Source organism: Rhodonellum psychrophilum GCM71 = DSM 17998 (assembly GCF_000381545.1).
GTDB lineage: Bacteria > Bacteroidota > Bacteroidia > Cytophagales > Cyclobacteriaceae > Rhodonellum > Rhodonellum psychrophilum.
The window spans coordinates 495,347-514,330 of the sequence record NZ_KB906673.1 but is presented as its reverse complement, the minus strand read 5'-3'; the positions used below and the strand labels follow the sequence as shown (position 1 = coordinate 514,330).

Sequence of the window (18,984 nt, the reverse complement as noted above, 5' to 3'; positions counted from 1 at the left end):
CTATCTGTATGAAATTGAATTCCCTAATACTACTGTGTGTATTGACCCTCTCTATTTTTTCTTGTGCCCCAAAGGACGAAAAAGTGGTGCAATCCGAGAATCTTGAACAGCAGGAAACCAAGACGGAAAAAAAACTGATCCTTTTCTTTGGCAACAGCCTGACCGCAGGATACGGCATAGAAGCCGAAGATGCTTTTCCTGGCCTGGTAGCAAGTCGCATCGATAGCCTTGGACTCGATTACCGGATCATCAATGGAGGATTGAGCGGAGAAACCACGGCAAGCGGGGTGGCAAGATTGGAATGGTTTCTGGAAGAGGAACCTGATATTTTCATATTGGAATTGGGCGGAAATGATGGTTTGAGAGGAATTGCGATTTCAGAAACCGAAAAAAACCTCAGGGCTATGATTCAAATGGTCAAGGCGAAATATCCAAAGACGAGAATCTTGCTGGCAGGAATGCAAATTCCCCCGAATATGGGCCAGGATTATGCCTCTGGGTTTAGGGAGCTCTACCCTCGGGTTTCACAGGAGGAGAATGTCACCTTGATTCCATTTCTTTTGGAAGGCGTAGCCGGAAATCCGGCATTGAATCTTCCCGATGGCATCCACCCCACCGAAGAAGGTCACCTGATTGTATTCGAGACCATTTGGGAATTTTTGGCCCCATTGATATGAATAGGCAAGACGTAGTTTATATTTTCTTTACCATTTAAATAACCCATTGCCGCGATAACACAAACTTCTTCTTTTGGAAACACAAAGGTTTTTTGATTTCAAAATTTTTAAATTAACTTGGTAAACAAATTTAAAAATTTCATCAAACATGAGTTTTCAGACCCAATCAGCCGGAGAAGAATACGATGTCATTATCGTAGGATCCGGTGCCGGGGGCGGCATGGCCTCTAAAATTTTATCAGAAGCTGGATTAACAGTGGCAGTCGTAGAGGCTGGAGCTGACTTTGACCCAGCAAAAGAAGAAGACAGGACCCAACTGCGAAATCCATGGGAATCTCCGAGAAGAGGCGGGGGAACGCAAATCCGCCCTTTTGGTGATTTCGATGCCGCCATTGGAGGTTGGGACATGGAAGGTGAACCCTATACCCGGGGAAATGGAACCAAATTCGACTGGTTTCGATCCAGAATGGTCGGTGGAAGAACCAACCATTGGGGGAGAATCTCCCTTCGCTTTGGTCCCAATGATTTTAAAAGAAAAAGTATCGATGGACTCGGGCATGATTGGCCGATCGGCTACGATGATGTCAAGCCCTATTATGACAAAGTTGACAAGTTGATCGGTGTATTTGGGTCCAAGGAAGGGATTTACAATGAGCCTGATGGCTTGTTTCTTCCTCCTCCAAAACCAAGGCTTCATGAGCTTTTCATGATCAAAGGCGCCAAAGGAACCAATTTGCCTATCATTCCCTCAAGACTTTCCATACTCACCCGCCCCATTAACAACGATCGTGGTGTTTGCTTTTTTTGCAAGCAATGCAATCGCGGTTGTCAGGCTTATGCTGATTTTTCTGCCGGAACCTGTTTGGTTCATCCCGCGATGAAAAAAGGAAAGGTGGATCTTTATACCCATGCAATGGTCCGGAAAGTCACCACTAACGATGCCGGCAAAGCCACTGGCGTTTCCTATGTGAACAAACTGGACATGAAGGAATACAAACTCAAGTCCAGGGTAGTCGTCCTTGGTGCATCTGCCTGTGAATCCGCACGGATCATGATGAATTCCAAATCCAAATCACATCCCAATGGATTGGGCAATCACAGCGGAATGCTCGGAAGGTATTTGCATGATTCTACCGGAGCAGATAGAATGGGCATTATTCCAGATCTGGTCAATAGAGAAAGATACAATGAAGATGGCGTAGGAGGCATGCATGTCTATACGCCATGGTGGCTTGACAATAAAAAACTGGATTTTGCCCGAGGCTACCACATTGAATATTGGGGTGGCATGTCCATGCCTTCTTATGGTTTTGGCTTTGCCATGGATACCATGAGGAAATACGTGAAAGACGAATTCGGAAATCCTAGTCCCAACGGGGGCTATGGAGCTGGGCTAAAAAAAGACATCCGAAGTTTTTACGGGACCACTGTCGGCATGTCGGGCAGAGGAGAGAGCATTCCCCAATACAGCAATTATTGCGAAATCGACCCAAATGTGGTGGATAAATTTGGAATCCCTGTTCTCCGTTTCCATTACCAATGGACAGAACATGAAATCAACCAAGCCAAGCACATGCAGGACACCTTTGAGGAAATCCTGACCAACGCAGGAGCGATCTTGATGGGGACTAAACCTGGGCCTGAAACCATGTACGGATTGGCCACCCCGGGAAGGATCATCCATGAGGTCGGGACAACCAGAATGGGCAATGACCCGGCAACATCAGTATTGAACAGCAATTGTCAGGCATGGGATTGTGACAATCTCTTTGTGGTCGATGCGGGCCCATTTGTATCCCAAGCGGATAAAAACCCAACCTGGACCATTTTGGCCCTGTCTTGGAGAACGTCGGATTTCATCATCAGTGAATTAAAAAAGAAAAACATTTAAGACCGGAACCATGAACAGAAGAGAAAATCTCAAACTCCTTTTCACCGGAACAATAGGCTCAGGATTCCTCCTGACCGCTTGCAATCCCGAAGACAAAAAACTTGAATATTCGCCAAAAATAGGAGGCGGTACCGTCGGCGGCCGAATACCCGATGAAGATCTCCGAGACCAAAAATTGCTTTCGGAAACTTTCTTCACTGATGAGGAAAGGAAGAAACTCGATGTCTTGGTGGACATCATTATCCCCAAGGATGACATTTCCGGCAGTGCGACAGAAGTGGGCGTACCTGATTTCATTGAGTTCATGGTGAAAGACCAACCTTCCTACCAAACGCCCATGAGGGGCGGATTGATGTGGCTGGACCATTTCAGTGAGGACCATTATGGCAAACTCTTTATGGCGCTTTCAGAAAACGAGCGGATGCAAGTCATTGATGCTATCGCTTGGCCAGAAAAAGCTAAACCAGAAGTGGATACAGGGGTAAGGTTTTTCAACATGATGCGCAATCTCACCGCTACGGGATTCTTCACCACAGAGGTGGGATTCAAAGATCTGGGCTATATTGGGAACCGGGCAAATGTCTGGGACGGTGTACCAGAGGAAGTCATGAAAAAACATGGGCTCCAATATGAGGAAAAATATCTTTCCGTTTATTTAAAGCCCGAAGATCGAGGCGAAATTGCCCAATGGGATGAGCAAGGAAATCTTATCTGACCATTTCCAAAAAAGAAAGTTCAAATCAAAAAGCCACTGATAATCAGTGGCTTTTTGATTTGAACCCCACTTGGGGTTAGATAATCAGGTTGAAATCTGAAGAAAATTCTTAAAATGAAGATCATAAAAAGCTTGATTAGTTTAAAAAATTGACTAAAATTATCTTTTGAAAGGAACTCAAGCAAGTTCATGATTTATGTAATCGATCACTTGGGTATTCTTTAAAGTTTTTCTAACAAATCTTAACGGCAAGTCTTTTTATTTATAAAACTACAATCAACTAACCTTACCAAATATTGATGAATATGAAAAGATTGATCTTATTGTTTATCGCCCTTGCGCCGTCGATTACTTTTGCCCAATTCGACGAATCCTGGAATCTTCCAGGTTACACGCCAATCGCTGAGATTGTTATTCTTGATCAACTCGAAAATACCGAAGGAATAAAAAAAACTGGGGATATTTTCTCAAAGGCAAAGGGAGTATTTTCAATCTCTGCGATCAATACCATCCAAAACCGGGCGATGGAAAAATTAAAGACAGAGGCCTCACTTAGGGGCGCAAGTCATCTCTATATCAAAAATTTCAACCCTGAAAACAGCGTTTTTTCCAAGACAGCCAGTTATTCAGCTTCAACTTATAGGCAAGAGGGTGAAATAAATTTTACAAAAGCACGTGATTTTCTAAAGGATAACCAATTGCAAATTGAGTTGAGCAGAAAATACAATCGAAATGCATGGAAAGTCATTGATCAGATTCAGTCCAAACCGGTACAACGAATAAAAGTCGAGGACATTCAGGAAAAAGGGGGAAGAGTTTTGGTGAAAATATTTACTTCTGAAAACCAAGCCATCCTTTGCGAAGTAATTGGATTGTCGGATACCCGGATTTTACTGACCACAGAAACAAGGGGAAATGAAGAGTTTGAACTTCTGGGATTGGGAATAAGGGATAAAAACGTAAATATCATCCAAAATCGCCAATAAGAACCCTTCCAAAAACCGACATTGATCGGATTACGATTCAAGGAACAGCACTCATTTCAAAAAAAGGCAGTCGAATGACTGCCTTTTTTTGAAATGAGAAAATCCTGAATGCAATGTTAAAACCCGCAATATGCATTGGGCTTTCAAATGGGGTTGGAACTGCAAGAAAATCAGACTTTTAGAGAATAAGGCGCATTACCGATATGGTGCGGTCAAAAACAGCAAACAACTGACTGATTATTAAGCAATTTCATCCTGAATTAAAATTAGCAGTGCGTACTACGGGTTTAGAAACCATGGAATCAGGACAGGAAGCCGATCCGATTTGAATTTGCCTGCGGTCAAGGGCATTGTCAATCCGGCTGTGGGCGCGTTTTTACGCTCAGCAGATTGATTCTTTGATCTGAATTCAAAAGGTCCCAAAATTTGTAACAAAACCATGTGTATATCACTGGATTGAAAACACCTGAATAGTTACAAAAAACTCAATTAGCCCGTTTATTTGTTGCCTCTGAATTAAAACCCTATTTTTGGGGAAATTTTATTTTCATGACCAAGCCATTAATTTCTGTTGTCATCACCGTCTTCAACGAAGAGGAGAATATCAAACCCCTGTTAGCCTCCACATATTCAGCACTGAAGGATTTGGATTATGAAGTCATTTTGGTGGAAGATGGCGCCACAGACGAGACGGTGGCGGAAGTGAAAAAATATGCCAACAACAGAACAAAACTGATCATATTCAATAAAAACTATGGTCAGACCACGGCTCTTTCCGCAGGGATAGACATGGCCAGTGCCGAATACATCGCGACCATGGACGGTGATCTTCAAAACGACCCAACGGATATCCCGATGATGTTGGAAAAAGCCATTTCCGAAAACTGGGATGTCGTGGCAGGCAGAAGAGCCAACAGACAGGATGGGTTTGTACTCAGAAAGTTTCCAAGTAAAATCGCCAATTGGGTGATCCGGAACACCACCAAAGTTTATTTGAACGATTACGGATGTAGCCTAAGGGTATATCGGGCTGATATCGCCCAAAACATGGGGCTGTACGGAGAGCTCCACCGATTTATCCCGGTTTTGGCCAAGCAAGAAGGCGCCACCATGACAGAAGTGGATGTGAAACACCATCCCCGGATCCACGGAACCTCTAAATACGGCTTGAGCAGGACTTTTAAGGTAATGGCGGATTTGATCCTGATGCTGTTTTTCCAAAAGTATTTTCAACGCCCCATCCATATTTTCGGAACCTTGGGGATGTTGTCTTTTTTCGTGGGAATCGTGATCAACATTTATTTGCTTGTCGAGAAAATCCTCGGGGGAGACATTTGGGGCAGACCGATACTCCTATTGGGATTTATATTCCTTTTGGCAGGGATCCAGCTCATTACCACAGGTATTGTTGCTGAGATCATCGTGAGAACGTATTTTGAATCCCAGAACAAAACCACTTACAAAATCAAATCCGTTTTTCAGGGTGAATAAAAAAACAATCAAATTAATCTTAAAGCTGATCCTGACGGGGTTGGCTATTTTTTTGGTTTTCCGGAAAATCGATACCGATCAACTCTTATCGGTGATCATCACCGCAAAGTGGACTTGGCTTTTTATCGCGATGCTGCTTTTTATTCTGAGTAAATTTCTGACAGCCTTGCGCCTCAATGCCTACTTCCGGAATATTGGCCTTTACATCTCCGAAATCCACAACATCAAGTTGTACAGTATCGGGATGTTTTACAACCTTTTCCTACCCGGTGGAATGGGTGGCGATGGATACAAAGTGTATAAGCTCAACAAACACCACGGAACACCCCTGAAACCCTTACTTCAATCTGTCCTACTCGACAGATTGGGTGGCTTGGTGGCCATCCTTTTCCTTCTTTTTGGCTTGGTCTTGGTAGTAAAAATCGATTTCCCCTTACTCAATGATTTCCCTCTTAAAACTTTGAGTTCTATTGGGCTACTATTGGTTTTTCCGGTTTTTTTCCTTGTTCAAAAACTGATGTTCAAAAAATTCCTCCCCTCGTTCCTGTTGGCCAATTTGTATTCCATCATGGGTCAGGTTATCCAATTGGTCTGTGCCTATTGCATCTTGATCTCCTTGGGCATTAATGAAAATATATTGGAATACCAGTTTGTGTTCTTGGTATCCTCCATCATCGCTGTGCTCCCGCTGACCATTGGGGGTGTGGGTGCGCGGGAACTTGTCTTTATTTTTAGCCATGAATATGTAGGGATCGATAAAAATGCCGCTGTAGCCTTCAGTTTGATTTTCTTCCTGATCTCCGCTATTGTCTCCCTGATGGGCGCATTTCCAAAATCAGGATTCCACAAAAATTGAATAAAGCATCTTTGGATCTGGGGAATCTTGAAAAAAAATTCCTACTTCTGGATATTGGCGATTGTATAATGGGAACTAAGACGCTGGCAAAAAAAATCCAGTGGCCAACCAGTTGTAGGCAATCCCCGCAAGGATTCCGATGACGATGATTAAAGGTGAGGCGAGCCGGGAAAACTGCAAAAGCAAATAGGTGCAAACGATGGCCAAGATATTGAAGAGATTGGCTTCAAGAGGCTCAAAAAGCAGATAAGCTGCTGCGATCAGCATTCCGCAACTTACCGCATTGATCCCTTCCAATGCCGCGCGTACCGGCCTGTATTTCTTCAATTGATCCCAAAAACGGATGACGAAGAAAATCAGAAACGTTCCGGGTAAAAATATCCCTGCAGCAGCGATAAATCCCCCCATCAGAAAACCCCCAAGGCCAAAATTCCTCATGGACAAAGCCCCTACGTAGGAACTGATGCTGAAAGTCGGTCCTGGTATTCCCTGTGAGATGGCATAACCCGTCAAAAACTCCTCAGAGGATAGAAATTTTTTGAATTCTACAAATTCAGTATACAGGTAGGGGACCAAAACTTGCCCGCCTCCAAAGATCAAACTCCCATTTCGGTAAAAATTTTCGAAGAGCAGTACCGATTGATTCTTGGTCAATGCACCCAGCACTGCCGCCAAGACCAGAATCCCACCCCAAAGGTAGAAATTGGACCAGGAGATGACCAGTTTTTTATCTCCCTCCTCTTTTGGCTGCTTGTGGTATTTGAGTGAGGTGGCAATCCCCCCAACCAACAACAACACGGGAAAAACAAATGGAGAATTATAGAAGAATGAAATAAAGGCCGAAAACATCATAAGCATCATCGCTTCTGTTGTTTTGATCATTTTGAAAATTGTCTTTTGGGCAGCATAGATGATAAAACCGATGGCCATGGGCTGAATGAATTTCGCGAAATTCAAGGCGCCGGGGGTATTTTCCTGGAGAAAATCAATCAAAAAGGCCGCGATGATCATCAGCAGCGTGGCGGGCAAAATCCAGACAAAAAGGGAAAAGTAAGCTAGCAATGGGCCTCCGATTCGGAAGCCGATTGCAGAGATCGTTTGTGTTGAAGTGGGACCTGGAAGTACCTGACACAAGGCATTCAATTCCCAAAGGTCTTCTTCAGTAATATAGCCCCTCTTTTTGACCATGGTATCCAAAACCATGGCCAAAAAGACCTGCGGGCCTCCAAATGCGGTCACAGAAAGCAACAATACATCCTTCAAATAAAGAAAATACCGTCCTTTTCTGGTTTCCATGGTTTATTTTTTTAGACCTAGCTCCCTCAAACGCTCATCTAGGAATTCACCGGCTGTCGCGTCCGAAAATTGCTTTGGATGGTCTTCATCAATACAGCTTTCCAAGCAAGTGAGGTCCATTTCAGATCTTGGGTGCATAAAAAACGGAATGGAATACCTGCTTGTGTGCATCATTTCCCGAGCGGGATTGACCACTCTATGGATGGTGGACTTTAATTTCTTGTTGGTCAACCTTTCCAGCATATCGCCCACATTGACAACAAGTTGGTCGGGCAATGCGGTGATGGGGATCCATTTTCCATCCCTTCTCAAAACTTGCAAACCGTCTGCGCTTGCGCCCATAAGAAGGGTGATCAGGTTGATGTCTCCGTGTTCGGCTGCGCGTACGGCATCTGCAGGCACTTCATCGGGGTTTTCTATCGGGAAATAGTGTATTTGTCGTAGGATGGAATTGCCATAAATGACTTTTTCTTCGAAAAAATCTTCAGGAAGTTCTAGGTGAAGTGCAATGGCCCGGAGCATATTTTTCCCGGCTGATTCAAGCGTACGATAGGTTTCCAAACCAATTTCCCTGAATTTCGGCAATTCCTCAGGCCAAACATTTTCTGGATATTCAGCCCTGATCGGATCGGTGTCGGGGATAAAACCCAAATCCTGGCCAATATGGTAAAACTCCTTGAGGTCGCCCGTATTTCTACCTTTGGCGTGTTCTTTTCCTTTACCGGTATAGCCTCTTTGAAACCCTATTTCAGGTTTCTCATATTTTGTCTTGATCGAATCGGGAAGGGAAAAGAATTCCTGTATCGTCGCATAAAGATTGTTTTGCAAATCTTTGCTCAATCCGTGGTTCTTGATCGCCACAAATCCGATATTTTGATAAGCTTCTCCTAATTTTTTTACAAAAGCTGCCTTTTTTTCAGCATTTCCAGAAGTAAAATCCGCCAAATCAAGTGAGGGGATTTCATCATATAAAATCTCAGTCATAAGGGTATAATTTATACCGAAAGGTAAGCTATTTTAAACTAAATTTAAATAACTTTAGCGGATTACCCTTTAACCCATGAACAAAACAAGCCTTTCTCTTTTGCTGTCGATTCTACTTTTATCCTATTCCTGCGATTCCAAAAGGGAGAGAAAAAAAGAAACTATTATTACCCACGAAACTGCTGATAGTATTTCCTTGGTATTACCTGAAATCAGTTTTTTCCATTACGAGGAGAAAAACGATTATCCGGATGCCATCATCGAAATGTACACCCCTCTGAGCAATCAAAGCTTTAGGCCTGGAAAAGTCCCCTTCGAATTCAACATAAAAAACTATCCCTTTGCCGAAGGATTGAGTGGGTTTCAGTTGAATTTGATCTTGAATTCGGGAGATCCGATTGGGTACAACATGCCTATTTTCCAAAGAGAGCTAAAGGAAGGCACCTATAGGGCTGTCGCCTATTTGATCGATCCTGAAGGCCTTGCCTTAAAAGAGTTCGGGAATTATATCGACAGGGATTTTACGGTCGGTGACACAAGGGCATTCCCCTATTTCGCCGAACCTTCCGTCTTTCTGAATCTTCCCAAAAACCAACAAAGCTACAGTCCGGAACAGGAAGTGATCATCGATTTTTTGGTGGTCGGTGGAGACATGAAAGCAGATGGACTCAAAGTCCAAATTAGCGTGAATGAATTTTCCTACGAAATAGAGGAAATGACTCCAGTAAGAGTGGCCAACCTCCCCAAGGGAGAATACAGGCTGTATGTAAACCTAGTTAGGAAAGATGGAAAGGAATTGGATGGCGCATTCTCAAGAGTGAGCAAAACAATCATCATCGAGTAAATTCAAGGTTTACCCGGCTTTGAAGGCCTAATTGTTTTTTTAGAAACCAATCCAATGCTCAAATACAGTTTCATTTTGTGGAACATCCTTATCTTTACACTTCAAACAGGCATATTAACAAAGGATTATGTTATTAGTAAATACCATTAGAGACCACTTCGAAACCGTGTTGGAAGGTTTGCAAAAACGCAATTTCCCTCATGCGGAAGCCGCCCTTCATCAGGTGTTGGAATTGGACAAGAACCGGAAGGAAACCCAAGTGGAAAGGGACCGATTGCAGGCAGAATCCAACAGCACGTCCAAAGAAATCGGAGCCTTACTCCGAGAAGGAAAAAAGGAAGAGGCCGAAAAAATCAAATCCCGGACAACGGAAATCAAGGAACAGATCAAATTGTTGGAAGATACCTACTCCAATTACGAAGAGGATTTGAAACAACTTTTGTATACGCTTCCAAACGTCCCACATTATTCCGTCCCATCCGGAAAATCCGCAGATGACAACGAGATTGTTTTCGAACATGGAGAAATCCCCGAACTCTTTGAAGGAAAACTTCCCCATTGGGAATTGATCAAAAAATATGACATCATTGATTTTGACCTTGGTGTCAAAATCGCAGGAGCTGGTTTTCCAGTTTACAAAGGAAGGGGTGCGCGTCTTCAGCGGGCACTGATTAATTTTTTCTTGGATGAGGCCATAAAAGCAGGCTTTATCGAGATTCAACCTCCAATTTTGGTCAATGAGGACTCTGGCTACGGCACGGGTCAGTTGCCTGATAAGGAAGGTCAAATGTACGAAGCTACCGCTGACAAACTGTACCTGATCCCAACGGGAGAGGTGCCCATCACCAACCTTTACCGGGATGTGATCCTCAACGAGGTGGAATTGCCGATCATGAATGTTGGGCATACACCCTGCTTCAGAAGGGAAGCCGGAAGCTGGGGAGCCCATGTCCGTGGACTCAACAGGTTACACCAATTTGACAAAGTGGAAATCGTTCAGGTGGTCCATCCGGACAAATCCTATGAAGTGCTGGAGGAAATGAGCCAATATGTGCAGGGATTGCTCCAAAAACTGGAACTTCCCTATAGGGTTTTGAGACTCTGCGGAGGAGATATGGGCTTTACGTCAGCCCTGACATACGACATGGAAGTCTATTCTGCCGGTCAGGACAGATGGCTAGAAGTGAGTTCTGTCAGCAATTTTGAGACTTACCAAGCCAACAGGCTGAAGTTGAGATTTAGGGGGGAAGACAAGAAACCCCAGCTGGCGCATACCTTGAATGGAAGTGCCTTGGCCTTGCCTAGGATCGTGGCAGCCATTCTGGAAAACAACCAAATCGAAGATGGCATCAATATGCCAAAAGTGTTGATTCCTTATTTAGGATTTGACATGATTTAGATAAAACCCAAAATATGCAATAGGTTTCCATATGGGGTTGAAACTACAAGAAAATCAGACTATTGGGAGAATAATTGCCGACACCAATAGAGCGAAGTTAAAAATAGTCAATACCTAATTGATTATCAGTAAATTACATTATTGAATTGAATTCATCATGCATAAAACGGGTTAAAAAAAGGCACAAAAAAAGGCCGGGTGGTATGTATACCCGGCCTTTTTTTTATTTTTTCTAGTTGCCATTTATTTCGACATCGATTTTTTTGGTCTTCACCTTTACATCCTTGTCTTTGGTGTTGAACTTGATTTCAGTTTTACTGTCTTTTTCAACTGTTACCTCTTTGACTTCTTTGACTTCTGTGGTTTTCTCAGAACCACAAGCGCCTAAAAATCCCAAACCAAGTATCATGAATACGTATACTGTCTTTTTCATATTGTCAATTGTTATTTAATAGCAGTATTCAAATATCAGACCAAAGACCTAGAATCAATTGTTCGAAAAAACTCCCTCTTGAAGTCATGTAAATGAAAAGGGCTCAGATTTACCAATCTGAGCCCTTTCCCTACTATTTTAACTTTCCTTCGGTATCGGTAAAATTACCGGTAATGGTGACATTGTTTCCTTTTCTCACTTGACCATAGATAGTGATGCTGTTTCCCGAACCCACAAATTCAATGGTTGCTCCACTGTTGAGGTTAAGATCCCCATAGAAAACAGCGGATCCAGAAATTCTCAAGACAGCATTGCTGTTGATGGATAGGGTATTGTTCTTTTGGTATTGTCCGAAGGCAAAAGTACCGTTCATCTCAAAAACACCGTTGCTATTCAAGTTCATGTTGTTTTGAACAGCCATCGAACCACAAAAAAGCAAGTTTCCTCCAATGTTTACATTTTGGAAAGATGCAGACCCCGAATACCGGAAGTTGTCATTTGAGTTTACATTGAGATTGGCGTTTCCTGTATAAGGCGTTACATTTTCACATGAAATCCCTGGCAGAGGTATTTCTTGCACCTTGCTTAATTCCAAAATCTGAAGGCCTCCAGCACCAGTCGCCACAAACAAGTGTCCGTTGTGGTATTTTACAAAATTGGAAGAGCCACTTAAATCCACCACACCCAAGGAGACAATATTGTCCAAGTCAGTAAGATCCATCAGGCCCAATCCTGCTCCACCGTTGGCCATAAACAATAAGTTGCTATCAAAAGAAATTGCATTGGTCACGATCTCATCAGACGCCAATCCCTCAGGCTTCATGGCAATGGGAAATTTCTTGATCAATTCACCGGAAGGCAATTTATACATCCCGGCTCCATTTGATCCTTCTGCGGCAAACAATACATCTGGCCCCATATCCAGGGTTCTTTTGGCTTGTGGAACGTCCTGAACGGTGGCTATTTTATTGATCGGTGAAAGGTTTTCAGCATTCAGGATTTGGATCCCTTCAGTACCGGACAATACCGCCAAAACATTGTTGCCGTACTTTGTCGCCCTCAAATCTGAAATTGCCAGTTCGGCAATCTTTTTTTGATCATTGTCAAAAAGTGCCACAACGCCATTGCTTCCGCTGGTTACAGCCACGTGATTGTTGGTTTTGCTGACACTGGTCGCCACAAAGCCTTCCAACTGACTTTTGACAAAATCTGAAGTAAACTTACCATTGGCTACATTGACGGTCACCAATTGGGCAGGACTGGAAATACCAGGCTCAGCATCCACATCAAAGGCAGCGGCGATATACAGCTTTCCATTCACGATCTCCAGTGAACTGATGTCTGCATTCTTGAAAATGGCTTGGCTGGTGATTTTAGGTTTGGTCAGGACAGAAATATCGTAGATTTCAACTGCACCCAGGTATTCTTCTCCCTCAAGATTATAACCCACAAAAGCATAATCACCGGAAATGTCGACATGAGTGGCCTTAAGCGTTTTTCCATTTTCTCTTGGGGCCTCCACTTGGGCCACCAAGATCATGGGAATTGCATTGGCTACCTCGGCGGTTCGTCCCGAAGCGACATTTGGATCCAAAATCCCAATAACGCCGGCACCATCTAAACTTACCCTTGCATTCAGGGCCAGTTCATCAGTGCTGATTAAAATATTCTGTTGGCTGGAGGGATTTTCCCCATCAGGATTACAGCCCATCAAGAAGGCAAAGGACATTGCAAAAATCAGATAAATTTTTCTCATTACAGAAATGTTAGTTTAAATTACTTTTTATTGTGTTCAAAATAAATTAGAGTATCTATATCTAAAATTAAAATATAATTTTAGATATAGATAGATACTGTAGATAAAATTTGGTCTTCAGATTAAAATAAATTGTGATCATAATATCTGCTGAGAAAAAATCAATTTGGGGAATTTCCTTAAACCCGAAGTGTGCATTAGGCTTTTAAGGGTATAAACACTGCAAAAAATCAGAGGGTTGGGAGACTAATTTCTGACACCAATGAGGTGAATTCATAAATAGTCAACACCTATTTGATTATTAGTCAATTACAATCTTGAATTGAGTTCGCTGGGAATAAAACGGGTTAAACCCGAAATATGCAGTAGATTTCCTAAAAGAGTTGAAACTGCAAGAAAATTAGGCTTTTTGGAAAATAAGGCATCTCACGTAGGTAGTGAAGCCAAAAACATTACACAAACATCTCTTTATCTAAAATTTGTATCCTGAAATTATATTTATAATGCATATAACGGGTTAAATTTCATTTTGGATCAGAAATCTTAAGGTCAAAAAATCGGGACTGTTTCCATTGTTACGTCGGACAGATTTAATCCTGAATCATCTCTTATGACTTCAGATAAAAAAAATCAGAAATAAGGTCTGCTAAATTATTGAAATAATGCACCTACTTTTTCAGCACTTTGATGTGTTCAATTTTTTGACCCCATTTGATTTCCACCACAAAAACGCCTCTTGGAACACGCTTGGCTACTTGGCTAAGAATTTCGTTCATTTCTGACTCATTTCTGACTGACTTATCAACAGTTTGACTCATGGGATGAATTATTCTAAAAGTAATGGGTTCGTCATCATACTGATTTCTGTCCATAAGACTGATCCTGAGCTGTTCTCCATCAGTAGGGTTAGGGTAAGCCCTCCATACACCCTGTGTGAATTGAAGTGCCGGTATCCTTACGGACAGGACTTTTGAATAATCCATTTTCCCAGAGAAGCCGACTTGTTTGAGTCTATAATAAACCGTCCCGCCGGTCAAGGGTAAATTTTTGTCCTCAAAATTATAATAAGCCGGTTCGTCAGAATATCCCATACCGTCAACTTTCCCAACCGCTTCCCAATTGTTGATATTTTGAAAAGACCGTTCCACTTCGAAATGTGAATTTTCCCATTCCTTGGCAGTCGCCCAAGTAATTTCTGCCAGTCTATCTTCATGCAGGTACTCGGCTTTGATGAAAATGTATTCGACAGGGAGGATTCGGAAGTTTTCATAAACAATGAAAACAACACCGGATCCGCCTTGTCCACCACCTCCTGGTCCAGCGCCACCACCTGAACCCGTTTCGGGTAGCCCCGGCAATCCTGCACCGCTTGCACTTCCATCACCACCAACACGAACACCACCAGCGATACCGCCCAATCCAGGGTTTTCAGGATTCCCATTAAAATTATATCCAATACCTCCACCACCACCACCATAGCGAATCAAGGTTCCAAACAAATTGTAAACCATTCCATTTCCTCCAATTCCACCAAATGCTGTACCGGCCCCGTTTGCAGTTCCTGTTCCTCCTGGACCACCTGCACCGCCACCCCCACCTCCAGAAGCAGCACCTTTGTTTGGATCGTTATCAAATTCCTTCGCACCTCCAATACCTCCATTAAAACCCATTCCTGCAGTGCCTGCTCCCCCTGCGCCTTGGTAATTAGGACTTGAATTGTAAAATGCCCCACCGCCGCCGGATGCCCCAGCGCCACCGTTCGCGGGATTTGACGCATTAAAAGAACCGCCACCCCCTCCACCTGGAGAAGATACATTAATACTGTTCCCATCTACATTGCCAGAAACCACGGAACTATCTCCACTTGTCCCCCTTGTACTCATATTATCCGCCCCAACTCCTCCCTGCCCTACTTTAATATTGAAAGTAGTATTGGCCTCCATTCCGATAGGATTATTGGTAAAAACAGTAGAAGAACTTAATCCACCAGCACCACCACCTCCACCGGTGTTACCCATACCACCACCACCACCACCACCTATGGAAACTACGGTGAAATCCAGCAAGCCGGTGGGAGCAATCCATTCATTTTCGGCACAAGTAAATTTTATGATTGTATTCCCAGTTTTTGCACCATCATCCACCACCTCAAAACATTTATCAGGCGATATTGGAGGACAAGAATATGATATAATGACCAAACCTTTGCCACCGTTTGCACCTATTCTACCATTTCCCCTCGCTCCTCCACCACCGCCCCCACGAACTAGCCCGGGTGTACTATTGTTGTCATTTCCTGAACCTTGTGCGCCACTGCCTCCTAACCCTCCATTTCCACCTCCCCGGCCTCCATTTCCACCGTTAGATAAATTCCCCTGATTCAAGGTTCCGTCGAAACCATTTTCTCCATTTCCTGTACCGCCGACACCTACACTTCCGGCAGATCCCGGATTACCCCCATCGGCATAAACTGATGCTAAATTTAAGTCATTCAATTCACTTTTAGTTACGAAGGATACACCTCCAACTGGTGAAGCAGTATTTCCTCCATCACCCACCACGACTCTAACTGTCTGACCTGGTGCAACTGAAATTGTACTTATGGAATAACCGCCACCGCCACCACCACCGCCACCTGCAGAATTCGTTGAATTTCCTCCTTTTCCCCCACCGCCCCAAACTTTTACTGTGATATCCGTAATCCCAGCTGGAACATAAAATAATCCATCCTCTTCGTATACCGCAGCGCAAACACCAAAGAAAGTGATGTTTCTTTCACTAATTGGAACCGTACAACTATCCGTTGGTCTCCTCAGGCTCAAAATTTCCAGGGAAGTAAGGTCTTCATTAATAATGGCAACTGAATTAAAAGTACCGATACCATTTACAACATTGACGGTAGTGGTGAAGGGGCCACCTGAATTGGCAAGACCCAATTGATAGGTGACCGTATAGGCACCATTGGGTAAGGAGGCCACATCCCCCCTTATGGTAATGGAAGCCGCTCCCCCACCAAAACTCGGGGATACGGAGGTTGTTGTCCGTATTTCATACACTGGAGTTACCACTAAGGTGCCCGTTGCGTTCACTGTTCCGCAACCTCCTGTCAAAGGTATACTGTAATTAAATGTTCCGGCAGTTGTCGGTGTACCTCCAATGGAAATGGAATTTCCTGAAAATGAAACGGTCACTCCAGGAGGCAATCCCGTGGGAGTTCCTATTCCAGTGGCTAAGGTAGTATTGATTGTCACTGCGGATAGCTCCGTATTCACACAGACACTTGGAAGTGTCGGAATAGATGCGGAAAAGGTATTCCTTTGAATGGTGAGGTTATTGGAGGAAACTGGGCTGGCCGCGGTACAACCATTTCCGTTTGTATATTTGACTGCCAGGGATTTGGAACCCGGGGTTAACCAGCGAACGGTAATGGAATTATCTGATTGACCGCCTCCAGCGGAAATTGTATAATCTGTTCCGGCGACTCCAGGAAGCGTCCAAACATAATTGGATTGACCCGGCTGGGTGGTGTAAACAACATCCACATCCACGCAGAAACTGCCGCTAGGCTGTGAATCAAAAGCAATTATAGGCAAAGGATATACAACTTGGGCACCTGAAACTTCACTTGGTACCGGAAGACCACATGCTCCTGAAACTTGGACATAATAATACAAAGTTCCCACTGTATTTGCAGGAGGTATAAAAGTCACTGACGTTGCTCCTGGGATGGAGGTCCCCCCTGTATTTAAGGCGTTAGTATTTCTAAACCATTGATAAGTAAGGCCGGTTTCCTGTGGAATGGACAATTCTCCAAAAGCTGAATTGATGCAGACCGCCTGCGTCGGGGTATTTTGGCTTGTAATGGCGGGTAAGGCATTCACTGTAATCGTCCCTGTTGCACTAGCCGTACCACAGCCTCCTGTCAAAGGAATGCTATAATTGAAAAGACCAGACTGGCTCGGCGTTCCACTGATGGTAATCCCTCCTGCATTCCAGATCGCGTTAACGCCCGAGGGCAGTCCAATTGGTGTACCAATTCCTGTTGCTCCGGTAGTAGTGTGGTTGATATTCGGAATGGGTTGGTTGATACATACCGTTGGAGAACCAGATGACGCACTTGCCGTATTTCCAGGAATGACCACAAGAGCTCCAGAAACCGGACTTTTCACTACATTTCCACAGACTCCAGATACCTCCACATAGTAATAGGAAGTTCCAACTGTACCAGAAGTGGGGAGGTAAATTTCTGATATCGCAGCAGCGATGGCAGTTCCTCCGGTGTTTGATGCTGAGGTGTTAAGATACCATTGATAAGTAAAGCCAAAACCAGTATTAATGGAGATGGGAGTGAAAGGCGAACCCACACAAACAGTCTGTCCGGCCAATGCAGGGTTATCAACGACAGCGACATCATTGATGATTAAGGTGCCAGTTGCAAATACATTTCCACACCCACCGGTCAAGGGGATAGAATAAGGAAAAGATCCAGATTGGGTTGGTGTGCCCGTAAAAACAATTTCATTGGAAATCAATTGAACACTTACTCCTGCGGGAAGACCAGTTGGAGTCCCCAAACCGGTAGCACCGGTTGTCGGCTGGAATACATCATTTGGTAAAGGCGAACCCGCACAAAAAGTATTCTGTGTGATCGTCCCCGCAGTATTGTCTGGGGTAACCGAGATTGATCCATATACCATATTGATTTCACATCCATCTACTGGAGTGATTGTATATGGGAAAGTACCACCTACTGTGGGCGTACCCGACAATGTGACATTCCCATTGTTGTAAATTCCCGTTACGCCATCAGGCAAACCAGAAAAGGTCACATCATAAGCACCACCGATGACATAAGTAATGTTATTGATAGGTGTTCCAATACAAACCGTCTGACTATTGGAACCTATACCTGAAGTCAAAACAGGAGAAGGACAGGTCCATGTTACGACAATTCTTCCGTTACCGCCATTACCACCTCGAGTGCCATTGCCACCTTCTCCACCGCCACCGCCACCAGGTACGATTCCATTTATTCCTGAAAAATTATTATCGCCTCCATTTCCTCCTGATCCACCACCATTTATTCCACCTCCTCCAGCACCACCTATTCCATTGTTTGTACCTTGGCCAGCTCCTCCGATCGCTGTTAAATTTCCAGCCGCCCCTCCACCTCCACCTCCATTATTTGCACCCGAGGCACTTGCACCATTCCCTCCAGCTGAATTAATTATTCCACCAGTGCTCGTTCCGCCTAAACCACCATTTCCTCCTTGACCTCCAACACCTCCATTTCCGATTAGGCTTCCAAAAACACTCGGGGATCCGTTAATAGCAATTGTAGTTGTTGCACCTAATCCCCCAATACCTATAGTAAAAGGAATATTTTCTCCTGGAGTAACTGCGAAATTATTTGATTGCGAAAATCCACCTCCGCCTCCGCCACCGCCCGGTCTATTTGCATTTGGATTATTATTAAATCCACCACCTCCACCGCCTCCCCAAACCTGTACTTGAATGGAGGTGACACCATGGGGTACCGTAAAAGTCCCGCTTGCACTGAAGGGTATGCTATCCGTTTGGGCCAATGCACTTAAATTAAAAAACATAATCATTACCAACCCAAAAAAAATCCAGGTTACCTTAAAAAATGTATTCG

Annotated in this window: 13 protein-coding genes; 8 read left to right on the top strand and 5 right to left on the bottom strand. The window is 43.8% G+C overall.

Annotation, left to right across the window (positions count from 1 at the left end; genetic code table 11):
- Positions 1–8 precede the first annotated feature (8 nt).
- The 6 genes from F824_RS0102440 (at position 9) to F824_RS0102395 (ending at position 6,616) form a co-directional block, all read left to right on the top strand.
- Positions 9–677, top strand: coding sequence for an arylesterase (locus F824_RS0102440; protein ID WP_019596257.1), 669 nt, complete (start codon positions 9–11; stop codon positions 675–677).
- Between the two features lie 148 nt (positions 678–825).
- Positions 826–2,568: a GMC family oxidoreductase gene (locus F824_RS0102430; protein WP_019596255.1), complete on the top strand. Its 1,743-nt coding sequence runs from the start codon at positions 826–828 to the stop codon at positions 2,566–2,568.
- 10 nt (positions 2,569–2,578) lie between these two features.
- Positions 2,579–3,283 carry a gluconate 2-dehydrogenase subunit 3 family protein gene (locus F824_RS0102425; RefSeq protein ID WP_019596254.1) on the top strand — a complete coding sequence of 235 codons (705 nt, stop codon included), beginning with the start codon at positions 2,579–2,581 and terminating at the stop codon, positions 3,281–3,283.
- A gap of 305 nt (positions 3,284–3,588) precedes the next feature.
- Entirely contained in the window at positions 3,589–4,269 is a 681-nt protein-coding gene (locus tag F824_RS0102415) for a hypothetical protein (RefSeq protein WP_139189586.1), read from the top strand.
- Positions 4,270–4,818: 549 nt separating this feature from the next.
- Positions 4,819–5,760, top strand: coding sequence for a glycosyltransferase family 2 protein (locus tag F824_RS0102400; protein WP_019596249.1), 942 nt, complete (start codon positions 4,819–4,821; stop codon positions 5,758–5,760).
- The gene (locus F824_RS0102395) at positions 5,753–6,616 is read left to right on the top strand and encodes a lysylphosphatidylglycerol synthase transmembrane domain-containing protein (protein ID WP_019596248.1); all 864 of its coding nucleotides are present in this window, start codon (positions 5,753–5,755) and stop codon (positions 6,614–6,616) included. The genes F824_RS0102400 and F824_RS0102395 overlap by 8 nt, the downstream gene beginning before the upstream one ends.
- 75 nt (positions 6,617–6,691) lie before the next feature.
- On the opposite strand, the gene chrA is transcribed toward F824_RS0102395, so the two are convergent.
- Both chrA and F824_RS0102385 read right to left on the bottom strand, forming a co-directional pair.
- Positions 6,692–7,912, bottom strand: a complete 1,221-nt coding sequence (gene chrA, locus F824_RS0102390; protein WP_019596247.1) for a chromate efflux transporter — start codon at positions 7,910–7,912, stop codon at positions 6,692–6,694.
- A gap of 3 nt (positions 7,913–7,915) precedes the next feature.
- A complete protein-coding gene (locus tag F824_RS0102385) occupies positions 7,916–8,896 on the bottom strand; it encodes an isopenicillin N synthase family dioxygenase (RefSeq protein WP_019596246.1) in 981 nt (326 codons plus the stop codon).
- Between the two features lie 76 nt (positions 8,897–8,972).
- Here F824_RS0102385 and F824_RS0102380 point away from each other — a divergent pair, with 76 nt between their 5' ends.
- Together F824_RS0102380 and serS are read left to right on the top strand one after the other, a co-directional pair.
- Positions 8,973–9,740 (top strand): hypothetical protein, encoded by a 768-nt coding sequence (locus F824_RS0102380; RefSeq protein WP_019596245.1) that lies wholly within the window; start codon positions 8,973–8,975, stop codon positions 9,738–9,740.
- Positions 9,741–9,867: 127 nt separating this feature from the next.
- Positions 9,868–11,139, top strand: coding sequence for a serine--tRNA ligase (gene serS, locus F824_RS0102375; RefSeq protein WP_019596244.1), 1,272 nt, complete (start codon positions 9,868–9,870; stop codon positions 11,137–11,139).
- 232 nt (positions 11,140–11,371) lie between these two features.
- Here serS and F824_RS0102370 read toward each other — a convergent pair whose 3' ends face one another.
- The 3 genes from F824_RS0102370 to F824_RS27795 all read right to left on the bottom strand — a co-directional run bounded on the left by F824_RS0102370 (position 11,372) and on the right by F824_RS27795 (position 18,934).
- Positions 11,372–11,572: a hypothetical protein gene (locus F824_RS0102370; protein ID WP_019596243.1), complete on the bottom strand. Its 201-nt coding sequence runs from the start codon at positions 11,570–11,572 to the stop codon at positions 11,372–11,374.
- Positions 11,573–11,705: 133 nt separating this feature from the next.
- Entirely contained in the window at positions 11,706–13,328 is a 1,623-nt protein-coding gene (locus F824_RS0102365) for an LVIVD repeat-containing protein (RefSeq protein ID WP_019596242.1), read from the bottom strand.
- A gap of 668 nt (positions 13,329–13,996) precedes the next feature.
- Positions 13,997–18,934 carry a glycine-rich domain-containing protein gene (locus F824_RS27795; RefSeq protein WP_019596241.1) on the bottom strand — a complete coding sequence of 1,646 codons (4,938 nt, stop codon included), beginning with the start codon at positions 18,932–18,934 and terminating at the stop codon, positions 13,997–13,999.
- Positions 18,935–18,984: the final 50 nt, after the last annotated feature.

Bases quoted from the DNA above. Each gene is read 5' to 3' on its own strand.
- F824_RS0102440 (WP_019596257.1), top strand. From the start codon at position 9: ATGAAATTGAATTCCCTAATACTACTGTGTGTATTGACCCTCTCTATT.
- F824_RS0102430 (WP_019596255.1), top strand. From the start codon at position 826: ATGAGTTTTCAGACCCAATCAGCCGGAGAAGAATACGATGTCATTATC.
- F824_RS0102425 (WP_019596254.1), top strand. From the start codon at position 2,579: ATGAACAGAAGAGAAAATCTCAAACTCCTTTTCACCGGAACAATAGGC.
- F824_RS0102415 (WP_139189586.1), top strand. From the start codon at position 3,589: ATGAAAAGATTGATCTTATTGTTTATCGCCCTTGCGCCGTCGATTACT.
- F824_RS0102400 (WP_019596249.1), top strand. From the start codon at position 4,819: ATGACCAAGCCATTAATTTCTGTTGTCATCACCGTCTTCAACGAAGAG.
- chrA (WP_019596247.1), bottom strand. From the start codon at position 7,912: ATGGAAACCAGAAAAGGACGGTATTTTCTTTATTTGAAGGATGTATTG.
- F824_RS0102385 (WP_019596246.1), bottom strand. From the start codon at position 8,896: ATGACTGAGATTTTATATGATGAAATCCCCTCACTTGATTTGGCGGAT.
- F824_RS0102380 (WP_019596245.1), top strand. From the start codon at position 8,973: ATGAACAAAACAAGCCTTTCTCTTTTGCTGTCGATTCTACTTTTATCC.
- serS (WP_019596244.1), top strand. From the start codon at position 9,868: ATGTTATTAGTAAATACCATTAGAGACCACTTCGAAACCGTGTTGGAA.
- F824_RS0102370 (WP_019596243.1), bottom strand. From the start codon at position 11,572: ATGAAAAAGACAGTATACGTATTCATGATACTTGGTTTGGGATTTTTA.
- F824_RS0102365 (WP_019596242.1), bottom strand. From the start codon at position 13,328: ATGAGAAAAATTTATCTGATTTTTGCAATGTCCTTTGCCTTCTTGATG.
- F824_RS27795 (WP_019596241.1), bottom strand. From the start codon at position 18,934: ATGTTTTTTAATTTAAGTGCATTGGCCCAAACGGATAGCATACCCTTC.